Below are 16,773 nucleotides of genomic sequence, written 5' to 3' on the forward strand. Positions count from 1 at the left end.
CGGTTCAGTCGTCCAGCACCAGAACGCCCTCGGCCTCGAAGCGCGCCCCCTTGGGCAGCGCCGCCACGCCGACCGCCGCGCGTGCCGGATAGGGCTCGGCAAAGAACTCGGCCATGATCTCGTTGACCCGCTGGAAGTGCCCGAGATCGGTGAGGTAGAGATTGAGCTTGGCGACCTGGGCCGCCGACCCGCCGGCTGCGGCAACCACCGCCAGCAGGTTGCGGAAGACGCGGCGGATCTCGTCGTCGATGCCGGCGTTGTCCAGTTCCATGGTCGCCGGGTCGAGCGGGATCTGCCCGGACAGGTAGACCGTCGAGCCGCAGCGCACGGCCTGCGAGTAGCTGCCGATTGCCTGCGGCGCGTTGTCGGTATGGATGGTCTCGCGCTTGCCCTGGGCGCTCATGCCTGCTCCCGGTGATTCTGGTTGGGCCGCGAATATAGCGCGCCAGGCGCGCCGGAGCGCGCGCGGTCAGGTGCGCTGGGCGCGCGCCACCACCGAGATGCGACGGACACGGCGCAGCACGCGCGCCAGATGCGTGCGGTTGCGGACGCCGATGACGAAGCGGATGTCGGCCGATTCGTCGTCGTGCCGCTCGCTCATCTGGACGTTCTCGATGCTCGACTCCGCATTGGCGATCTCGGTCGCGATGTCGGCGAGCGCGCCGCGCTCGTTCAGCGCCTTGACGCGGAGCTCGGCCGAGAACGACCCCGCCACCTCCTCGGACCACGCCAGCGGTATCCAGTCCTGCGGTGCCGCGCGCACGCCGCTCGCGGCCTGCTTGCAGACCGCGCGATGGATGATGAGACCGCGGCCGGCGCTGACGTGACCGCGGATCTCGTCGCCGGGCAGCGGATGGCAGCACTTGCCGTAGTCGAGCACCAGCCCCTCGGTACCCTCCACCGCCAGCGCCGGCCCCTCGCCCGCGGTGCGCCCGGACTCCGACTCCGGCAGGAAGTGGCGCGCCACCAGGGGCGCCAGTCGGCGGCCGAGCCCGATGTCGGCATAGAGCGTCTCGAGATCGTCGAGCTTGTACAGCGTCAGCACGCGCTCCACGGCCTCGCCGCGCAGCACGTTGGCGGACAGCTCCAGGCCGCGGAGCGCACGCTCCAGCAGCCGCTTGCCCAGCCGGATGGCCTCGTCCTCGCGCAGGTTGCGCAGATAGTGGCGGATGCAGGAACGCGCCTTGGCGGTCTTGACGAAGTTCAGCCACGCGGCGTTGGGCTGGGCGTGACGCGCGGTGATGATCTCCACCGTCTGGCCGTTCTGCAGCGTCGCCGACAACGGCTCCAGCTGCTGGTCGATGCGCGCCGCCACGCAGCGATCACCGAGCTCGGAATGCACCGCGTAGGCGAAGTCCACCGCAGTCGCGCCGCGCGGCATGCGCAGGATCTTGCCCTTGGGCGTGAAGACGTAGACCTCGTCAGGGAACAGGTCGATCTTGACGGTCTCGAAGAAGTCCACTGCCGCGGCCGAGTCCTGCAGCTCGAAGAGCGAGGACAGCCATTCGCGCGCGCGCGTCTCGGGCGCGGTGTGCTGCATGCCGCTGCCGCCGAGCTTGTACTGCCAGTGCGCCGCGATGCCGCTCTCGGCGATGTGATGCATCTCGCGGGTGCGGATCTGGACCTCGATCTTGCGCCCGTGCGGCCCCATGCAGGTGGTGTGCAGGCTCTGGTAACCGTTCGACTTGGGGTTGGCGATGTAGTCGTTGAACAGTTCCGAGATGGGGCGATAGCAATGGTGGACCATGCCCAGCGCGCGGTAGCACTCGTCGACCTTCGACACCACGATGCGGAAGCCCAGCACATCCATCACCGCCGGAAGCTTCAGCTTCTTGCGGCGCATCTTCTCGTAGATGCTGTAGAGGTTCTTCTGCCGTCCGACGACGGTGGCGCCGATGCCCTCGTCGCGCAGCGATCGCGACAGCCGCGACTCGATCTCCGAGATGTTCTTGCGGGTATTGCCGATCTGCTGGCGCACCGCATGCTCGATGACGCGGTAGCGCTGCGGATAGAGATTGGCGAAGGCCAGATCCTCCAGCTCCACCCGCAGGAAGTGGATGCCCAGGCGGTGCGCCATCGGCGCGTAGACCTGCAGGGTCTCCAGCGCCTTCTCGCGGCGCTTGCCGGCCTCCATGACACCGAGCGTGCGCATGTTGTGCAGGCGGTCGGCCAGCTTGATGAGGATGACCCGGAGGTCCTTGGTCATCGCCAGCAGCAGCTTGCGCACCGACTCGGCCTGCGCCTGCGCGCGCGACACGCCCTCGGCACGATCGAACTTCGAGACACCGTCGACCAGCTCCGCGACGTCGTCACCGAAGTCGCGCGCGATCTCCGCCTTGGTGACCGCGGTGTCCTCGATGACGTCGTGCAGAATGGCGGCGATGATGGTGACGTGATCCAGCCGCATCTCGGCCAGGATCCGGGCCACCGCCAGCGGGTGATAGATGTAGGGCTCGCCGCTGGTCCGCGTCTGGCCGGCGTGCAGCTGCTGGCCCAGGGCGTGCGCGCGACGCACCTCGTCGATCTGGTCGCCGGTGAGATAGGCCTCGAGCACGCGCGCCAGCGCATCGATGCCGAAGGTGCGCGCCACGCGCTGCGCGCGCAGCGCATTGCCGATACGGCCGATGACGGGGAGCTGCTGGCGGGTCATGGCCCCAGTATAGGGGCGCGCCGGTGGGTCACGACAGCCGCACCGGATCCGGGGGGGCGCCCGGAAGCGTCACGGGCGCCACCGGCTGCCCGCGGGCGCCGGTGCGGAACACGCACCGGCGGGCGGAACTAGATGTCGAGCGCGTCCAGCGGATCGAGCGCTTCGAGCTCGACCTTCGGCGCCGACACGGCAGGCAGGTCCTGCTCCTCGAGCACCGCCTTGTCGACGTGGCCGTCGGCGATCTCGCGCAGGGCCACCACGGTGGACTTGTCGTTGCCCCAGGTGATGTGGGCCTCGGCCCCGCGCGTGAGCTGACGCGCGCGCTTGGCCGCCACCAGGGTCAGGTCGAACTGGTTGGAAATGTGCTCGCGGCAGTCTTCAACGGTTACGCGTGCCATGAACGTCCTGGGAAGCTGGTCTAGGGAAGCCGCACAGTCTACCCGCTAGCCCCGTAGTCCGCCAGCAGGTCGTCGATGCGCCCGGCCTGGTGCCGGCGCACCACGGCGTTGCGCGAGCGCGCCGCCCGCACGACCGCGGCGAAATCGGCGTGCGCCGCCGCGAGGTCGTCGTTGATGATGAGGTAGTCGTACTCGTGGCAGTGCTGCATCTCGCTGGTGGCCTCGGCCATGCGCAGCGCAATCGTGTCCTCGTCATCCTGGGCACGGGCGCGGAGTCGCGCCTCGAGCTCGTCGCGCGACGGCGGCAGGATGAACACGCCCACGGCCTCGGGCACCGCCTGCCGGACCTGACGGGCGCCCTGCCAGTCGATGTCCAGAATGACGTCGCGACCGGCGGCGAGCTCGGCCTCGGTCACGTCGCGCCCGGTCCCGTAGAAGCGGCCGAAGACCTCGGCGTACTCGAGAAAGGCTCCGTCATCGATCATGGCGCGGAACCGCGCATCGTCGACGAAGTGATAGTGCACGCCATCCACTTCGCCCGGCCGCGGCGCTCGCGTGGTGTACGAGATCGACAGCTCGGCGGGGTGCGGACCGCCGCGACTGGCCTCGACGTAGGTACGGGTCAGCGTGCTCTTGCCGCCCCCGCTCGGCGCGGAGACGATCACCAGCACGCCCGGTTGGCGGTTACTCAATATTCTGCACCTGCTCGCGCATCTGCTCGATGACGACCTTCATCTCGACCGCGGCGCGGGTGAGCTCGGCATCCTGCGACTTGGACGACAGGGTGTTGGCTTCGCGGTTGAGCTCCTGCATCAGGAAATCGAGGCGCCGGCCCACGGCGTCGTCACGGCCGAGCACCGCCCGGACTTCCTCGATATGCCCCTCCAGCCGGACCATCTCCTCGTCGACGTCGGCGCGCTGGGCCACCATCGCCAGTTCCTGCTCGAGCCGGCCGGCGTCGACCTCCACGCCCAGATCACGGCAGCGAGTGCGCAGACGTTCCAGCCACTCCTCGCGCACGACGGGCAGACGCTCGCGCACGACAGTGACCTGTCCCGTGAGTGCATCGCAGCGCTCGGCAAGCACCTGGGCAAGTCGCTCGCCTTCGCGTGCCCGTGCCGCGCGCAGATCCTCGAGCGCGGCCTCGAATGCGCGGGTCGCGGCCTCGTGAAGAGCGCTGAGATCATGCTGGCGCTCGCGCACGATGCCGGGGAACTGCAGAACGCGCAGTGGGTCGGGGGTGTTCAGCGAACCCCATGCGCGCTCGGTGCGATCGATCGCCTGGCGGAGCTGTTCCAGTCGCGTCTCGTCGATCTCGATCTCGGAAGCGGCGCTATCGGTGACGTAGCGCATCTGCGCATCCACCTTGCCCCGCGACAATGCGCGCCCCGCACTCTGCCGCAACGCACCTTCGAGCGATCGGAAATCCTCGGGCACGCGGAAGCTGATGTCGAGAAAGCGATGGTTCACCGAGCGAAGCTCCCAGCGAACGATACCGCCCGGCGCTTCGGCCTCGCCCTGGGCGAAGCCCGTCATGCTCTGCGTCATGTCAGTGCCCGGAAATGGGTATGGGCGCGCATTGTAGCGGCGACTGCGATCGCGCCGGCCGGAGCAGCTCCGGCCGGCGCGAATCCCATCCGGTGCGGATCAGGGACGACGGGCCCGTTTCACCCGTCGCCGCCGCGTACGGCTACTTCTTCTTGCGAATCGACTTCACGCGCTTCCCGACCTTTGCGGCGGTCTTGCGCGCGCTGGTCATGGCGCTGTCGGCTGCCGACTTCAGGGCCTTGGTGCCCTTGGTGACGGCCTTCTTCGCGGCGGCCTTCTTGGCGGTCGCCTTCTTGGCCACCGACTTCTTGGCGGCGGCCTTCTTCACCGCGGTCTTCTTGGCCGCCGACTTCTTGGCGGCAGTCTTCTTCACGGCCGACTTCTTGGCAGTGGCCTTCTTGGCAGCCGACTTCTTGACGGCGGCCTTCTTCACGGCCGACTTCTTCGCCGCCGCCTTCTTGACCGCGCTCTTCTTGCCAGCCGCCTTCTTGGCCGCTGACTTCTTCGCGGTCGCCTTCTTGGCTGCCGTCTTCTTGGATGCACTCTTGGTTACTGCCATGGTGGCTTGCTCCTTGATTCGCACCTGCTAACGTGCGGCCTGCAGCCGCTCCCCGGACACGACGCTGCTTGACTTTTTTTCACCGATGTGAAGGTCAGCAACGTCGGCGATGACTCTGACGCATGACGGCAATAAAAGCAAACATTCGGTCACTTGCGTGCACATGGCGAAGCTTGCTGATAGCACTGCTTCTGTTCGGTTGCGCCATCGCGAGTCCGGATACGGCATCTTCCGACAAGGCACCGATCATCGAGTGGGAATTGGTCGCCACCCACGTCCATGATCCGGACCGCTTCACCCAGGGACTCGATCTCGAGGACGGCATCTGGCTCGAATCCTCCGGCGGGTTCAACGACTCCTTCGTCGTCACCGAGAACGCCGAGCGAAGCATTGCCGGACGCCGTCTCCCCGCGGGCGAGTTTGCGGAGGGCGCGACCTTTGCCGGCGAGCACATCTGGCTGCTGACCTGGCGCAACGGGATCGCGCGCCGTCTCGACCGGCGCCTCGGCAACGCGCATCGGTTCCACTACGAGGGTGAGGGCTGGGGCCTCACATGGGACGGCGACGCGCTCATCATGAGCGACGGATCGGAACGACTGACATTCCGGGATCCCGCAACCTTCGATGTCCTGCGCAGCGTGATCGTGCGCGACGGCATTCGCGCCATCGGCAGGCTCAACGAGCTCGAGCACGACGGCACGCTGGTGTGGGCCAACATCTTCGGCAGCGATCGCGTTGCCGCCATCAACCCGCACACCGGATCGGTCTGCGGCTGGCTCGATCTGGCTCCGCTCGGCGAGCGATTCGACCGCCCGATGTTCTGGGATTCGGTGAACAACGTGCTCAACGGCATCGCCCACGATGCGCGCACCGATCATCTGCATGTCACCGGCAAGCGCTGGCCCGAACGCTACGAGATCGCCCCCCGGATCCCCCCGATCACGCACGCCTGTGCGGCAGAGCGCGCGACCAGAAGGAAATGATGATTACGCCCCGGCGCTCTGCTTGCCCGCTGCGCAGCGACGGTGGTACAACCTGCGGCACACCTGCATCGGCCTTCGGACCGGGACCTAATCGGTAATGGAATTTACCCACGAACACGACGCGCTCTACAACACCACCAGGAAGTTCGTCGAGGACGAGATCAATCCCAACATTCCGCAGTGGGAGGCCGACGGCATCTGGCCGGCGCACGAGATCCTCAAGCGCATGGGACAGCTCGGCCTGCTCGGCATCAACAAGCCCGAGGCCGATGGCGGTCTGGGGCTCGACTATTCCTACGAGCTGCGCTTCGCCGAGGCCCTCGGCAACTGCAGCAGCGGCAGCATCCCGATGGCCGTCGGCGTGGTCACCGACATGGCGACACCGGCGCTGGCACGCTTCGGTTCCGCCGAGCTGCGCCGCGAGTATCTGGCTCCGGTGATCGCCGGAGAGCAGTGCTGCTCGATCGCGGTCTCGGAGGCCGGCGCCGGATCGGATGTCGCCTCGATCAAGACCACCGCGCGCGTCGATGGCGACGACTACGTCATCAACGGCTCGAAGATGTGGATCACCAACGGCACCCAGTCCGACTGGGCCTGTCTGCTGGCCAACACCAGCGACGGCAAGCCGCACCAGAACAAGTCGCTGATCATCGTGCCGCTCGATGCCAAGGGCGTGCAGCGCGAGACCAAGCTGGACAAGCTGGGCATGCGCGCATCGGACACCGCGATGATCTTCCTCGACGATGTGCGCGTGCCGCGCCGCAACCTTGTCGGTCAGGAAGGCATGGGCTTCACCTACCAGATGATGCAGTTCCAGGAAGAGCGCCTGTTCGGCGCCGCCTCGATGATCGAGGCCCTGGACCACATCATCAGCGAGACCATCGAATATGCGCGCGGCCGCAAGGCCTTCGACCAGAGCGTGCTCGACAACCAGTACGTGCACTTCCGCCTGGCCGAGCTGCAGACCGAGGTGGAATGCCTGCGCGCAATGGTCTACCGCACCACCGAGCTCTATGTCGGCGGCAAGGCCGGCATGGAAGAGGTCGCCAAGCTGGCGTCGATGTGCAAGCTGAAGGCCGGCCGCGTCGCGCGCGAGGTCACCGATGGCTGCCTGCAGTTCTGGGGCGGACAGGGCTTCATGTGGGAGTCCGAGGTGGCGCGCTCGTTCCGCGATTCGCGTCTGGTATCGATCGGCGGTGGCGCCGACGAGATCATGCTGGGCATCATCTGCAAGCTGATGGGCACGCTGCCCAGGAAGAAGAAGACCACCGAAACGACCGGTGACCGGAGCAGGGCCACCGAAGCCGCCTGAGCGGAGCAACCGATACGGACCGGAGAGACGACCGGAACAAGAGGGGGAGACGACGCGTATGGGCGGCCCGGTGCCGCCCGTTTTTTTTGCGGCCAGCAAGACGGCGTTCATGCCACATTCGCTAGACTCCGGCGTTCAAATCGAACGCGGAAGCGGGCATGGCCAAGTTCCTCAAGATCGCTGCGATCGTCATCGCCGTCATCATTCTCCTGCTGATCGGCGCGCTCGCCACCGCAGCCGCACTGTTCGATCCCAACGACTACCGCGACGAGATCGCCGGCGCGGTCGAGCAGCAGACCGGTCGCAGCTTCGCCATCGAGGGCGACCTCTCGCTGAGCATCTTCCCCTGGCTCGCGGTCGGCGCCGAGGGCATGACCCTGGGCAATGCGGAGGGCTTCGGTGACGAGGCCTTCGCCGAGGTCGCCGAAGTCTCGGCCGGCATCGAGCTGCTGCCGGTGCTGCTGCGTCGCGAGATCGTGCTCGACGAGATCACGCTGAAGGGCCTGCGGCTCAATCTGGCGGTCGATGCGCAGGGACGCTCCAACTGGGCCGACCTTGCCGAGCGCTCGAGCGAGCAGGCGGAGCAGCCGCCCGCCGAATCCGAGGAACCGATCGCCGAGAAGGGCGGCACCAGCATCCGCAGCCTGGATGTCTCGGGCATCAGCATCGAGGACGCGGCGCTCAGCTATCGCGATGCCGCCGCCGGCACCGAGCACCGCATCAGCGATCTCGATCTGTCGACCGGCCGGATCCAGCCCGGCAAGCCGGTGATGGTGAACTTCAAGGCGCGCTACGACGGAACGCAGCCCGCCGTCGGCGCCGAGATGCAGCTCTCCGGCGTGGTCGATGCCGACATCGCGACCATGAGCGCGGAGATCACCCAGATCGCGCTCAACATCGTCGCCGAGGGCGACGCCATCCCGAACGGCAAGCAGGTCGTCGAGTTCACCGGCAGCGCCGACTACAACGGCGAGGAAGGCCGGCTGTCGCTGCCCGACGGCCGGGTGCAGGCGGCCGGACTGACCGCCGATCTGGTCCTCGACGGCACGGGGCTGGCGGGCGGTACGCCCAGCTTCACCGGCACCTTCGCCACCCGCGAGTTCTCGCCGCGCGCGGTTGCCGAGGTGCTGGCCATCGAGCTGCCCGAAACGCGCGACAGCGGCGTGCTCGACAAGGCCAAGCTCGACCTGCGCTTCAACGCCGGCACCTCCAGTGCCGAGATCCCCGAGCTCACCCTGCGCTTCGACGACACCGAAGTCACCGGCAATGCCGCCGTGCGCGACTTCGCCACCCAGCGCATCGGCTTCCAGGTGGACGTCGACCGGATCGATGTCGACCGCTACATGCCACCGGAGGCGCAGGTCTCCGAGCAGACCGGCGAGGACAGCGAACCATCCGGCGATATCAATGACATCCGCATCCCGGTCGAGCTGCTGGAGCAGATCAATGCCGAAGGCAGCATCCGGATCGGCGAGCTGATCGCGCAGGGCATGACCATGCGCGATGTCACCCTCCGGGTCGACGCTCCGCGCGGCAAGACCAAGACCCAGCGCCTGACCGCGCAGCTCTACGGCGGCAACATCGATCTCACCAGTTCGGTCACGCCCGGCAGGACGCCGCGCTACACCACCCGCTTCGATCTCGCCTCGGTGGCGGGCGGCAACCTGCTGTCCGACTTCCTGGGCCGCGATCTGGTCGAGGGGCTGGCCAACATGCAGGTCGATATCGCCACCAGCGGCGAGACCGTCGGCGATCTGCGCAGCGCGCTCAACGGCACCCTCAGCGTGCGACTGACCGACGGCGCGGTGAAGGGCTTCGACATCGCGCGGACCATCCGCAACGCACGCGCGCGGCTGAGCGGCGAAGCCGTCAAGGCCACCGACGAGAAGCTCAAGACCGATTTCGCCTCTCTGGTGGCGGGCGCGCGCATCGAGAACGGCGTGCTGCGGATCAGCGAGCTGGACGGCCGCAATCCGCTGTTCCGGCTGCTCGGTGACGGCACGGTCGACCTGTCCGCGGAGAAGCTCGACGTACTGGCCCGTCCCAGCATCGTCAGGACACTGAAGGGCCAGGAAGGCGCCGACCTCGCGGAGCTCGCCGGCATCGAGATCCCCATCCGCATCACCGGCAGCTGGGCCGATCCCAAGATCGGCATCGATCTCAAGGCCGCATTGCAGCAGCAGGCCACCGGCAAGCTGCGCGAAGCGGCCGACGAGCGCAAGGACGAGCTGCGCGGGAAGGTCGAGGCCGAGGAGCGCCGACTGCAGGAGAAGATCGACAAGGAGCTGGGCGAGGCCGCCGGCGATGCCCTGCGCAACCTCTTCGGCCGGCCCGAGCGCAATCCGAAGAAGGAAGAGCCGAAGCAGCAGCAACCCGAGGCGGGCAGTGGCAGCGAGCAGCAGCCCGCCGCCGGCTCGGATGCCGATGCCGATGCGGATACCGAAGGCACCACCGAGCCCGGCGCGGCCGATTCGCCCTAGGTGACGGCAAGCGCTTCGCCCGCGGCGCGCGAGAAGCCCTTCGCCGAGCGCCTGCTCGCCTGGCACGCACACCACGGTCGGCACGATCTGCCGTGGCAGCACCCGCGCACGGCCTGGCGGGTATGGGTCTCCGAGATCATGCTGCAGCAGACGCAGGTCGCCACCGCGGCGCCCTACTTCCTGCGCTTCATGGCGTCCTTCCCGACGCCTGCGGCGCTCGCGTGTGCACACGCCGACGATGTGCTCGCGATGTGGTCGGGGCTCGGCTACTACTCGCGCGCCCGCAACCTGCACGCCGCCGCGCAGCGCGTGATGACGGAGCACGACGGCGAGGTCCCCGACGACTACGACGCCCTCGTGGCCCTTCCGGGCATAGGACCGAGCACGGCGGCCGCCATCTGCGCACAGGCCTTCGGGCAACGCCGCGCCATCCTCGACGCCAACGTGAAGCGGGTGCTCGCCCGCCATGCGGGGGTGTCGGGATGGCCGGGCAGCCCGGCGGTGGCGCGCACGCTGCAGGCCGAAGCCGACGCGCGCCTGCCGGACACGCGCATGGCCGACTACACGCAGGCCATCATGGACCTCGGCGCCAGCGTCTGTTCGGCACGGCGCCCGGGCTGCGCGCAGTGCCCGGTCGGCGACGACTGCCGGGCACGCATCGAGGAACGCGTCGCCGAGCTGCCCACGCCGCGTCCCCGCCGCGACCGACCCGAGCGGCACGCCCATCTGCTGCTCATCCAGCGGGGCGACGGTCGCATCTGGCTGCAGCGCCGGCCGCCCGCGGGGATCTGGGGCGGTCTGTGGGCACCGCCCATCGTCGAACGGGCCGACGAGGCCGCACTGCACGACCTCGGCGTGACAGCGGACACCGATACCCCTCCGGCTGCCGTCACGCACGGCTTCACGCACTTCATCTGGCACCTGCAGCCGCTGTGGTGCACACCGGTTGCGCACGCCACGCCATTGCTGCGCGAACCCGAAGGCGCCTGGCATACAATGGGGTCCGCAAGAGCGCTGGGTCTCCCCGCCCCGATCCGGCGCCTGCTGCACAGCCTCGAGGAGCCACCGGAATGACCCGTACCGTCCATTGCGTCCGACTGCAACGCGAGGCCGAGGGACTCGACGCGCCGCCCTACCCGGGCGATCTCGGACAGCGCATCTTCGACAACGTCTCGAAGGAAGCGTGGGAGGAGTGGAAGGCGCACCAGACCCGCGTCATCAACGAGTACCGGCTCTCCCTCGCCGACAAGCAGGCGCGCACCTTCCTCAGCCAGGAAATGGAGAAGTTCCTGTTCGGCGGCGGCGAGCTCGCCGAGACCGGCTACGTGCCGCCGCCCAAGGACGCCGCGAAGGACACCTAGTGACGCGCCGGCTGAGCGGTCTCGACCACCTGCTCGCGCGCGCCGGCGATGTCATTGCCGGTCGCGAAGCCGACGCGCCCGCACCGCGTCCGCGGCCTCGCCCCGACCACGATGAGGCGCGCACGCTGACGCCGCCGCAGCGCCACCACGCAGCCGGCCTCATGCGCGTCAACCATGCCGGCGAGGTCGCGGCACAGGCGCTCTACCACGGGCAGTCGCTGCTCGCGCGCGACCCCGTCGTCCGCGCCCACCTCCGCAGCGCCGCCGCCGAGGAGCGCGATCATCTCGACTGGTGCACCGAGCGCCTTCACGAGCTCGGTGAGGGCCCCAGCCGCCTCCAGCCGTTCTGGTACGGCGCCTCCTTCACGATGGGCGCCTTCGCGGCCGCCGCCGGAGACAAGTGGAGCCTCGGATTCGTCGAGGAGACCGAGAAGCAGGTGGTGCAGCATCTGCAGGGCCACCTGACGCGGCTGCCGGCGGCCGACACCGGCTCGCGCGCCATCCTCGAGCAGATGCGCGTCGACGAGGAGCGGCACGGCGCCGAGGCACGCGCCGCCGGCGGCACCGATCTGCCCTTTCCGGTGCGCATGGCGATGCGCGCGGTGGCGCGCGTGATGACGCGCACCGCCTACTGGTTCTGACCGGATCGCTCGGCGTCGGCCACGTACCAGCCGTCCGCTCCCGCCACCAGCCGCATCGCCGTGACGGTGCTGCTCCGACTGCCGAACTGTTCGGTGACGAGCCGCACATCGCAGTCATAGCCGCGCCCGGTCGCGGATGTCGCGCAGGCCAGCTTCTCGGCCGTGACCAGGCTCGGCAGCAGCCCGTCCATGCCCACACCCGCAAGGACCTCGCGCTCGCTGCGCAGATCCTCGTCGTAGAGTCGTGCCACCGCGCTCGCGACATCCGCCTGATCGGGGGCGCCCGAGCAGGCCGCGATCAGCAGCGCGAGACTCGGCAGCAGTACGGCATTGCGGAACATGGCGATCGTGCGGTTGCGGTTCAGGCCTGCCACGCTAGCCTGAGCCGATGAACGATGCCAGTCTGCGCCTGATCGCCGCCGGCGGTCTCCTTGTCGCGCTCGGTGCGTGCACGCCCGACCCGGACTCGCCTTCCGCGAGTGCGGCGTCCGCCCTGCCCGCGGGCGCCGAGCGCTGGCAATGCGGCCCGTGGGCCGCGCGCAGCCACCATCGCGCCGCGTCCGGAGATCTGCTCCTCATGCTGCCGGGCGGCGAGTACCTGCTCGACCGGACCGTATCGGCGTCGGGCGCTCGCTACGCCGGCGCCGATGGAATCGTGTTCTGGAGCAAGGGTGACGAGGCCGTGCTGACGCCACCCGGCACGGACGCAACGGTCGACTGCCGGCCCACCGACACGTCCTCGCCCTGGCTCGACGTCCCCGATGATCTGGCGCTGCGCGCCGCCGGCAACGAGCCCGGCTGGATGCTGGAAATCGAGCGCGGCGAGGCCCCGACGGCGCGCCTGGTGACGCAGTACGGCGACGCGACCGTGCAGTTCGCGTCGGTCACGCCCACGGATGATGGCTACATTGCATCCTCGGGCACCCACAGCCTGCGCGTCACGACCGAGCGCACGGACTGCCGCGATGGCATGAGCGGTGTCGGATTCCCGCTGCGCGTGCGCGTGGTCGTCGACGGTCAGCGCATGGACGGCTGCGGGCGGCGCTACGACTGAACGCTAGCGCGAGATGTTGCGCCCGTAGAAGATCTCCATGATCTCGTGGTTGACGCGCCCGCGGATGCGCTTCGCCTCGCGCGGCGGCAACTCGCGCACGCCCTCGCCGAACAGGTAGGTCTCGAGGTCGAGATCCTTGAGGCGCATCTTGGTGTGGAACATGTACTCCTGATAGACGTTGACGTCGACCATGTCGTACCGGTCCTTGATGTCCTTCGAGATGAAGTTCTGGATCGAGTCGATGTTGTGATCGATGAAGTGCTTGGAGCCGCGGACGTTGCGGGTGAAGCCGCGCACGCGGTAGTCCATGATCACGATGTCGGAGTCGAAGCTGTTGATCAGGAAGTTGAGCGCCTTCAGCGGCGAGATCTTCCCGCAGGTCGAGACGTCGATATCGGCGCGGAAGGTGGAGATGCCGTTGTCCGGGTGCATCTCCGGATAGGTGTGCACGGTGATGTGGGACTTGTCGAGATGCCCGACCACGGACTCCTTCTCGACCTTGTCCTTGTGCTTGCCGTGCGACCCGCTGTCGATGTGCCCCTCGGAGATCAGCATGGTGACCGAGGCGCCCTGCGGCTCGTAGTTCTCGCGCGCGATGTTGAGGATCTGCGCGCCGATCATGTTCGACACCTGACTGAGGATGTCGGTCAGCCGCTCGGCGTTGTAGGCCTCGTCGATGTACTCGATGTATTCCTGCTGGTGCTCGGCCGAGCGCGCGTAGCAGATGTCGTAGATATTGAAGCTCAGCGACTTCGTGAGATTGTTGAAGCCGTGGAGCTTGAGCCGGGGGTTGCGGACCGTCTTCTTGGGCAACTTCTGCGTCTCCGTGTCGAGTCAAGGAGCGGTCGCGCGCGATCGGTCGCGCGGGCCGCACATTATGAATGAGACGTGGTTGGAGGGTGTTACAGGATGTCGGGGGCAATGCGGTCAGTCGACCGCCTCGACACTGAAGCTGTGCGTGATGCGGGCCGAAGCCCCCAGCATGATCGATGCGGAGCAGTACTTTTCGGCAGACAGATGCACCGCGCGTTCCACCTGATTCTCCCTGAGCGCATGGCCGACGACCGTGAAGTGCAGCGCGATGTCGGTGAACACCCTGGGTTCGGTGTCGGCGCGCGTACCGCGCACCTGCACGCGGCAGTCGCGCACGTCGGCCCGCCCCTTGCGCAGGATGTGCAGCACGTCGACCGCCGAGCAGGCCCCCACCGACAGGAGCATCAGCTCCATCGGACGCGCGCCGGTGTTGCGGCCGCCGATGTCCTCCGGCCCGTCGATGACGATGGCGTGCCCGCTGCCGGTCTCGCCGACGAACTGCGCGCCGCTGGTATGTCGTACCGTGACTTCCATCGCGGATTTCCTCGGTTCAGTCGATCAGTCGCGCCAGCGCGTCGCCCGGATCGGACTGGCGCATCAGCGACTCGCCGATCAGGAAGCGCTCGACGCCGGCGCGGCACATGCGCTCGACATCGTCGCGCGTGTGGATGCCGCTCTCGGTGACCACGGGCAGCTCGGGAGACAGATGCGGCAGCAGATCGAGCGTGGTTTCCAGCCGCGTCTCGAAGCTCCGCAGATCGCGATTGTTGATGCCCAGCAGATAGCCGGCCGGCAAACCGGCGCCCAGAACGGCATCGAGCTCGTCGCGACTGTGCACCTCGACCAGCACGTCCATGTCCAGATCGCGCGCCAGCACGTCGAGCTCGCGCATCTGCGCGGTGGAGAGCGCGGCGGCGATCAGCAGGATGCAGTCGGCGCCCATGGCGCGGGCCTCCAGAACCTGCATCGGGTCCACCAGGAAGTCCTTGCGCAGCACCGGCAGCTCGCAGGCGGCGCGCGCGGCGATCAGGATCTCCTCGCCACCGCCGAAGAAGTCGCGGTCGGTCAGCACCGACAGGGCGGCGGCGCCGCCCTCGGCGTAGCGCCCGGCGATCCAGGCACCGTCGAAGTCCTCGCGGATCAGGCCCTTGCTGGGACTGGCACGCTTGATCTCCGCGATCACCGCGGCGCGCATCTTGGCGGTGGCGGCGAGCGCATCGGCGAATCCGCGCGTGTCGCCCGCCTCGCCCGCGCGCTCCTCGAGGTCGCGCAGGCTGTAGCGCTTGCGCAGCGCGCGCAGCTCGTCCTGCTTGCGCTCCAGGATGGTGTCCAGGATGTCGCTCATGCCGCGGCGCGCCCGTTGGTGGCGCGCACGAAGGCCTCGAGCTTCGCGCGAGCGGCGCCGGACGCGATGCTGTCGCGCGCCCGCTCCACACCCTCGTCGATGGAATCCGCGATCGCGGCCGCATAGAGCGCCGCCCCGGCATTGAGCAGCACGATGTCGCGCGCCGGACCCGGCGTGTCGGCCAGCACCGCCTCGACCAGCGCCCGGGACGCCTCCGGCCCGTCCACCGCGAGCTGACGACTGGACGCCATGGGCAGTCCGAAGTCCTCGGGATGGATGTCGTACTCGTGGACCTCGCCGTCGGAGAGTTCGGCGACGTAGGTCGACCCGCCCAGCGTGATCTCGTCGAGACCGTCACGCCCCCAGACCACCAGCGCGCGGGTGAGCCCCAGCTCGCGCAACACGCGCGCCTGGATGCCGACCAGATCGGGGTGGAACACGCCCATCAGGCAGTGCCGCGCATCGGCCGGGTTGGTCAGCGGCCCGAGGATGTTGAAGATGGTGCGCACGCCCATCTCCTTGCGCACCGGTCCGACTTCCTTCATCGCCGGATGGTGGATGGGCGCGAACATGAAACCGATGCCGCATTCCTCGATGCACGCCGCCACGTCCTCGGGCTGCAGCTCGATGGTCGCGCCCAGCGCGCCGAGCACGTCCGCCGCGCCGGAGGCGCTCGATACCGAGCGGTTGCCGTGCTTGGCCACCCGGGCACCGGCGCCCGCGGCCACGAACATGCTGGCGGTGGAGATGTTGAAGGTGTGCGCGCCGTCACCACCGGTGCCGACGATATCCAGGAAGTGCTCCCGGTCGGCCAGCGGCACGGCACGCGCGAATTCGCGCATGACACGCGCGGCGGCCGCGATCTCGCCGACGGTCTCCTTCTTGACGCGCAGCCCCGCGAGGATCGACGCCGTCAGCACCGGCGACACCTCGCCGCGCATGATGGCGCGCATCAGCGCGATCATCTCGTCGTGGAAGATCTCGCGATGATCGATGACCCGGGCGAGGGCCTGCTGGGCGGTGAAGTTCATGCCGCCTCCGGAATGCGGTAGCCGAGGAAGGTGCGGAGCATGGCGTGCCCGTGCTCCGAGAGGATCGACTCGGGATGGAACTGCACGCCCTCGATGGGCAGCTCGCGATGGCGGAAGCCCATGATCTCGTCGACCGCGCCGTCGGCATCGGTGGTCCAGGCGGTCAGCTCCAGGCAGTCCGGAAGACCGTCCCGGGCCACGATCAGCGAGTGGTAGCGCGTCGCGGTCAGCGGACTGTCGAGGCCGGAGAAGACCCCGGCGCCGGTGTGATGGATCTCGGAAGTCTTGCCGTGCATGACCTCGCGCGCCCGCACCACGCTGCCGCCGAAGGCCTGACCGATGGCCTGGTGGCCCAGGCAGACGCCGAAGATCGGGATGCGACCGGCGGCGCGCTCGATGAGCTCCAGGCACACGCCCGCCTCGTTGGGCGTGCACGGCCCGGGGGAAAGCAGGATGTGATCGGGCGCCCGCGCCAGCATGTCGTCGACGCTCATGGCGTCGTTGCGCACCACATCGACCTGCGCGCCGATCTCGCCCAGATACTGCACCAGGTTGTAGGTGAAGGAATCGTAGTTGTCGACGACCAGAACCATGCCCG

The 16,773-nt window shown here is 68.3% G+C and carries 19 protein-coding genes; 7 read left to right on the forward strand and 12 right to left on the reverse strand.

Annotated features, from left to right (window positions below):
* Positions 1-4 precede the first annotated feature (4 nt).
* The 6 genes from KAH28_RS03115 to KAH28_RS03140 all read right to left on the reverse strand — a co-directional run bounded on the left by KAH28_RS03115 (position 5) and on the right by KAH28_RS03140 (position 5,179).
* Complete coding sequence (locus tag KAH28_RS03115; protein WP_290574349.1) at positions 5-403, reverse strand: Rid family detoxifying hydrolase; 399 nt, start codon at positions 401-403, stop codon at positions 5-7.
* Between the two features lie 66 nt (positions 404-469).
* On the reverse strand, positions 470-2,650 hold the full coding sequence (locus KAH28_RS03120) for a bifunctional (p)ppGpp synthetase/guanosine-3',5'-bis(diphosphate) 3'-pyrophosphohydrolase (protein WP_290574350.1): 2,181 nt from the start codon (positions 2,648-2,650) through the stop codon (positions 470-472).
* A gap of 128 nt (positions 2,651-2,778) precedes the next feature.
* Positions 2,779-3,048: a DNA-directed RNA polymerase subunit omega gene (rpoZ, locus tag KAH28_RS03125; protein ID WP_290574351.1), complete on the reverse strand. Its 270-nt coding sequence runs from the start codon at positions 3,046-3,048 to the stop codon at positions 2,779-2,781.
* 38 nt (positions 3,049-3,086) lie between these two features.
* Positions 3,087-3,740, reverse strand: coding sequence for a guanylate kinase (gene gmk / locus KAH28_RS03130; protein ID WP_290574352.1), 654 nt, complete (start codon positions 3,738-3,740; stop codon positions 3,087-3,089).
* Positions 3,733-4,584 carry a YicC/YloC family endoribonuclease gene (locus KAH28_RS03135; protein WP_290574353.1) on the reverse strand — a complete coding sequence of 284 codons (852 nt, stop codon included), beginning with the start codon at positions 4,582-4,584 and terminating at the stop codon, positions 3,733-3,735. The genes gmk and KAH28_RS03135 overlap by 8 nt, the downstream gene beginning before the upstream one ends.
* A 154-nt stretch (positions 4,585-4,738) precedes the next feature.
* Positions 4,739-5,179, reverse strand: a complete 441-nt coding sequence (locus KAH28_RS03140; RefSeq protein ID WP_290574354.1) for a histone H1-like repetitive region-containing protein — start codon at positions 5,177-5,179, stop codon at positions 4,739-4,741.
* Between the two features lie 149 nt (positions 5,180-5,328).
* Between KAH28_RS03140 and KAH28_RS03145 the strand changes: the two genes are divergently transcribed.
* The 6 genes from KAH28_RS03145 (at position 5,329) to coq7 (ending at position 11,932) form a co-directional block, all read left to right on the forward strand.
* Positions 5,329-6,138 (forward strand): glutaminyl-peptide cyclotransferase, encoded by an 810-nt coding sequence (locus tag KAH28_RS03145; RefSeq protein ID WP_290574355.1) that lies wholly within the window; start codon positions 5,329-5,331, stop codon positions 6,136-6,138.
* Positions 6,139-6,235: 97 nt separating this feature from the next.
* On the forward strand, positions 6,236-7,450 hold the full coding sequence (locus tag KAH28_RS03150) for an acyl-CoA dehydrogenase family protein (RefSeq protein WP_290574356.1): 1,215 nt from the start codon (positions 6,236-6,238) through the stop codon (positions 7,448-7,450).
* A gap of 158 nt (positions 7,451-7,608) precedes the next feature.
* Complete coding sequence (locus tag KAH28_RS03155) at positions 7,609-9,930, forward strand: AsmA family protein (RefSeq protein ID WP_290574357.1); 2,322 nt, start codon at positions 7,609-7,611, stop codon at positions 9,928-9,930.
* The gene (mutY, locus tag KAH28_RS03160) at positions 9,931-11,004 is read left to right on the forward strand and encodes an A/G-specific adenine glycosylase (protein ID WP_290574358.1); all 1,074 of its coding nucleotides are present in this window, start codon (positions 9,931-9,933) and stop codon (positions 11,002-11,004) included.
* Positions 11,001-11,291: an oxidative damage protection protein gene (locus KAH28_RS03165; protein ID WP_290574359.1), complete on the forward strand. Its 291-nt coding sequence runs from the start codon at positions 11,001-11,003 to the stop codon at positions 11,289-11,291. Before mutY ends, KAH28_RS03165 begins: the two co-directional genes overlap by 4 nt.
* Before the next feature lie 53 nt (positions 11,292-11,344).
* Complete coding sequence (gene coq7 / locus KAH28_RS03170) at positions 11,345-11,932, forward strand: 2-polyprenyl-3-methyl-6-methoxy-1,4-benzoquinone monooxygenase (protein ID WP_366918114.1); 588 nt, start codon at positions 11,345-11,347, stop codon at positions 11,930-11,932.
* Here coq7 and KAH28_RS03175 read toward each other — a convergent pair.
* The gene (locus KAH28_RS03175) at positions 11,920-12,306 is read right to left on the reverse strand and encodes a hypothetical protein (RefSeq protein WP_290574361.1); all 387 of its coding nucleotides are present in this window, start codon (positions 12,304-12,306) and stop codon (positions 11,920-11,922) included. The two genes, coq7 and KAH28_RS03175, sit on opposite strands and share 13 nt — an antisense overlap.
* Positions 12,307-12,320: 14 nt before the next feature.
* On the opposite strand from KAH28_RS03175, the gene KAH28_RS03180 reads away from it, so the two are divergent.
* A complete protein-coding gene (locus tag KAH28_RS03180; RefSeq protein WP_290574362.1) occupies positions 12,321-12,986 on the forward strand; it encodes an MliC family protein in 666 nt (221 codons plus the stop codon).
* Positions 12,987-12,989: 3 nt separating this feature from the next.
* Here KAH28_RS03180 and speD read toward each other — a convergent pair whose 3' ends face one another.
* From speD to KAH28_RS03205, 5 genes are all read right to left on the reverse strand, one after another.
* On the reverse strand, positions 12,990-13,799 hold the full coding sequence (gene speD / locus KAH28_RS03185; protein WP_290574363.1) for an adenosylmethionine decarboxylase: 810 nt from the start codon (positions 13,797-13,799) through the stop codon (positions 12,990-12,992).
* Between the two features lie 114 nt (positions 13,800-13,913).
* Positions 13,914-14,333, reverse strand: a complete 420-nt coding sequence (locus KAH28_RS03190; RefSeq protein ID WP_290574364.1) for an OsmC family protein — start codon at positions 14,331-14,333, stop codon at positions 13,914-13,916.
* A gap of 16 nt (positions 14,334-14,349) precedes the next feature.
* Complete coding sequence (gene trpC / locus KAH28_RS03195; RefSeq protein WP_290574365.1) at positions 14,350-15,144, reverse strand: indole-3-glycerol phosphate synthase TrpC; 795 nt, start codon at positions 15,142-15,144, stop codon at positions 14,350-14,352.
* Positions 15,141-16,175: an anthranilate phosphoribosyltransferase gene (gene trpD, locus KAH28_RS03200; protein WP_290574366.1), complete on the reverse strand. Its 1,035-nt coding sequence runs from the start codon at positions 16,173-16,175 to the stop codon at positions 15,141-15,143. Before trpD ends, trpC begins: the two co-directional genes overlap by 4 nt.
* Positions 16,172-16,768: an aminodeoxychorismate/anthranilate synthase component II gene (locus KAH28_RS03205; RefSeq protein WP_290574367.1), complete on the reverse strand. Its 597-nt coding sequence runs from the start codon at positions 16,766-16,768 to the stop codon at positions 16,172-16,174. The genes trpD and KAH28_RS03205 overlap by 4 nt, the downstream gene beginning before the upstream one ends.
* Between the last annotated feature and the right edge of the window lie 5 nt (positions 16,769-16,773).

The sequence above is a fragment of the Algiphilus sp. genome, assembly GCF_023145115.1.
Lineage (GTDB): Bacteria > Pseudomonadota > Gammaproteobacteria > Nevskiales > Nevskiaceae > Algiphilus.

Bases quoted from the DNA above. Each gene is read 5' to 3' on its own strand.
- KAH28_RS03115 (WP_290574349.1), bottom strand. From the start codon at position 403: ATGAGCGCCCAGGGCAAGCGCGAGACCATCCATACCGACAACGCGCCG.
- KAH28_RS03120 (WP_290574350.1), bottom strand. From the start codon at position 2,650: ATGACCCGCCAGCAGCTCCCCGTCATCGGCCGTATCGGCAATGCGCTG.
- rpoZ (WP_290574351.1), bottom strand. From the start codon at position 3,048: ATGGCACGCGTAACCGTTGAAGACTGCCGCGAGCACATTTCCAACCAG.
- KAH28_RS03135 (WP_290574353.1), bottom strand. From the start codon at position 4,584: ATGACGGGCTTCGCCCAGGGCGAGGCCGAAGCGCCGGGCGGTATCGTT.
- KAH28_RS03150 (WP_290574356.1), top strand. From the start codon at position 6,236: ATGGAATTTACCCACGAACACGACGCGCTCTACAACACCACCAGGAAG.
- KAH28_RS03155 (WP_290574357.1), top strand. From the start codon at position 7,609: ATGGCCAAGTTCCTCAAGATCGCTGCGATCGTCATCGCCGTCATCATT.
- KAH28_RS03165 (WP_290574359.1), top strand. From the start codon at position 11,001: ATGACCCGTACCGTCCATTGCGTCCGACTGCAACGCGAGGCCGAGGGA.
- KAH28_RS03180 (WP_290574362.1), top strand. From the start codon at position 12,321: ATGAACGATGCCAGTCTGCGCCTGATCGCCGCCGGCGGTCTCCTTGTC.
- KAH28_RS03190 (WP_290574364.1), bottom strand. From the start codon at position 14,333: ATGGAAGTCACGGTACGACATACCAGCGGCGCGCAGTTCGTCGGCGAG.
- trpC (WP_290574365.1), bottom strand. From the start codon at position 15,144: ATGAGCGACATCCTGGACACCATCCTGGAGCGCAAGCAGGACGAGCTG.
- trpD (WP_290574366.1), bottom strand. From the start codon at position 16,175: ATGAACTTCACCGCCCAGCAGGCCCTCGCCCGGGTCATCGATCATCGC.
- KAH28_RS03205 (WP_290574367.1), bottom strand. From the start codon at position 16,768: ATGGTTCTGGTCGTCGACAACTACGATTCCTTCACCTACAACCTGGTG.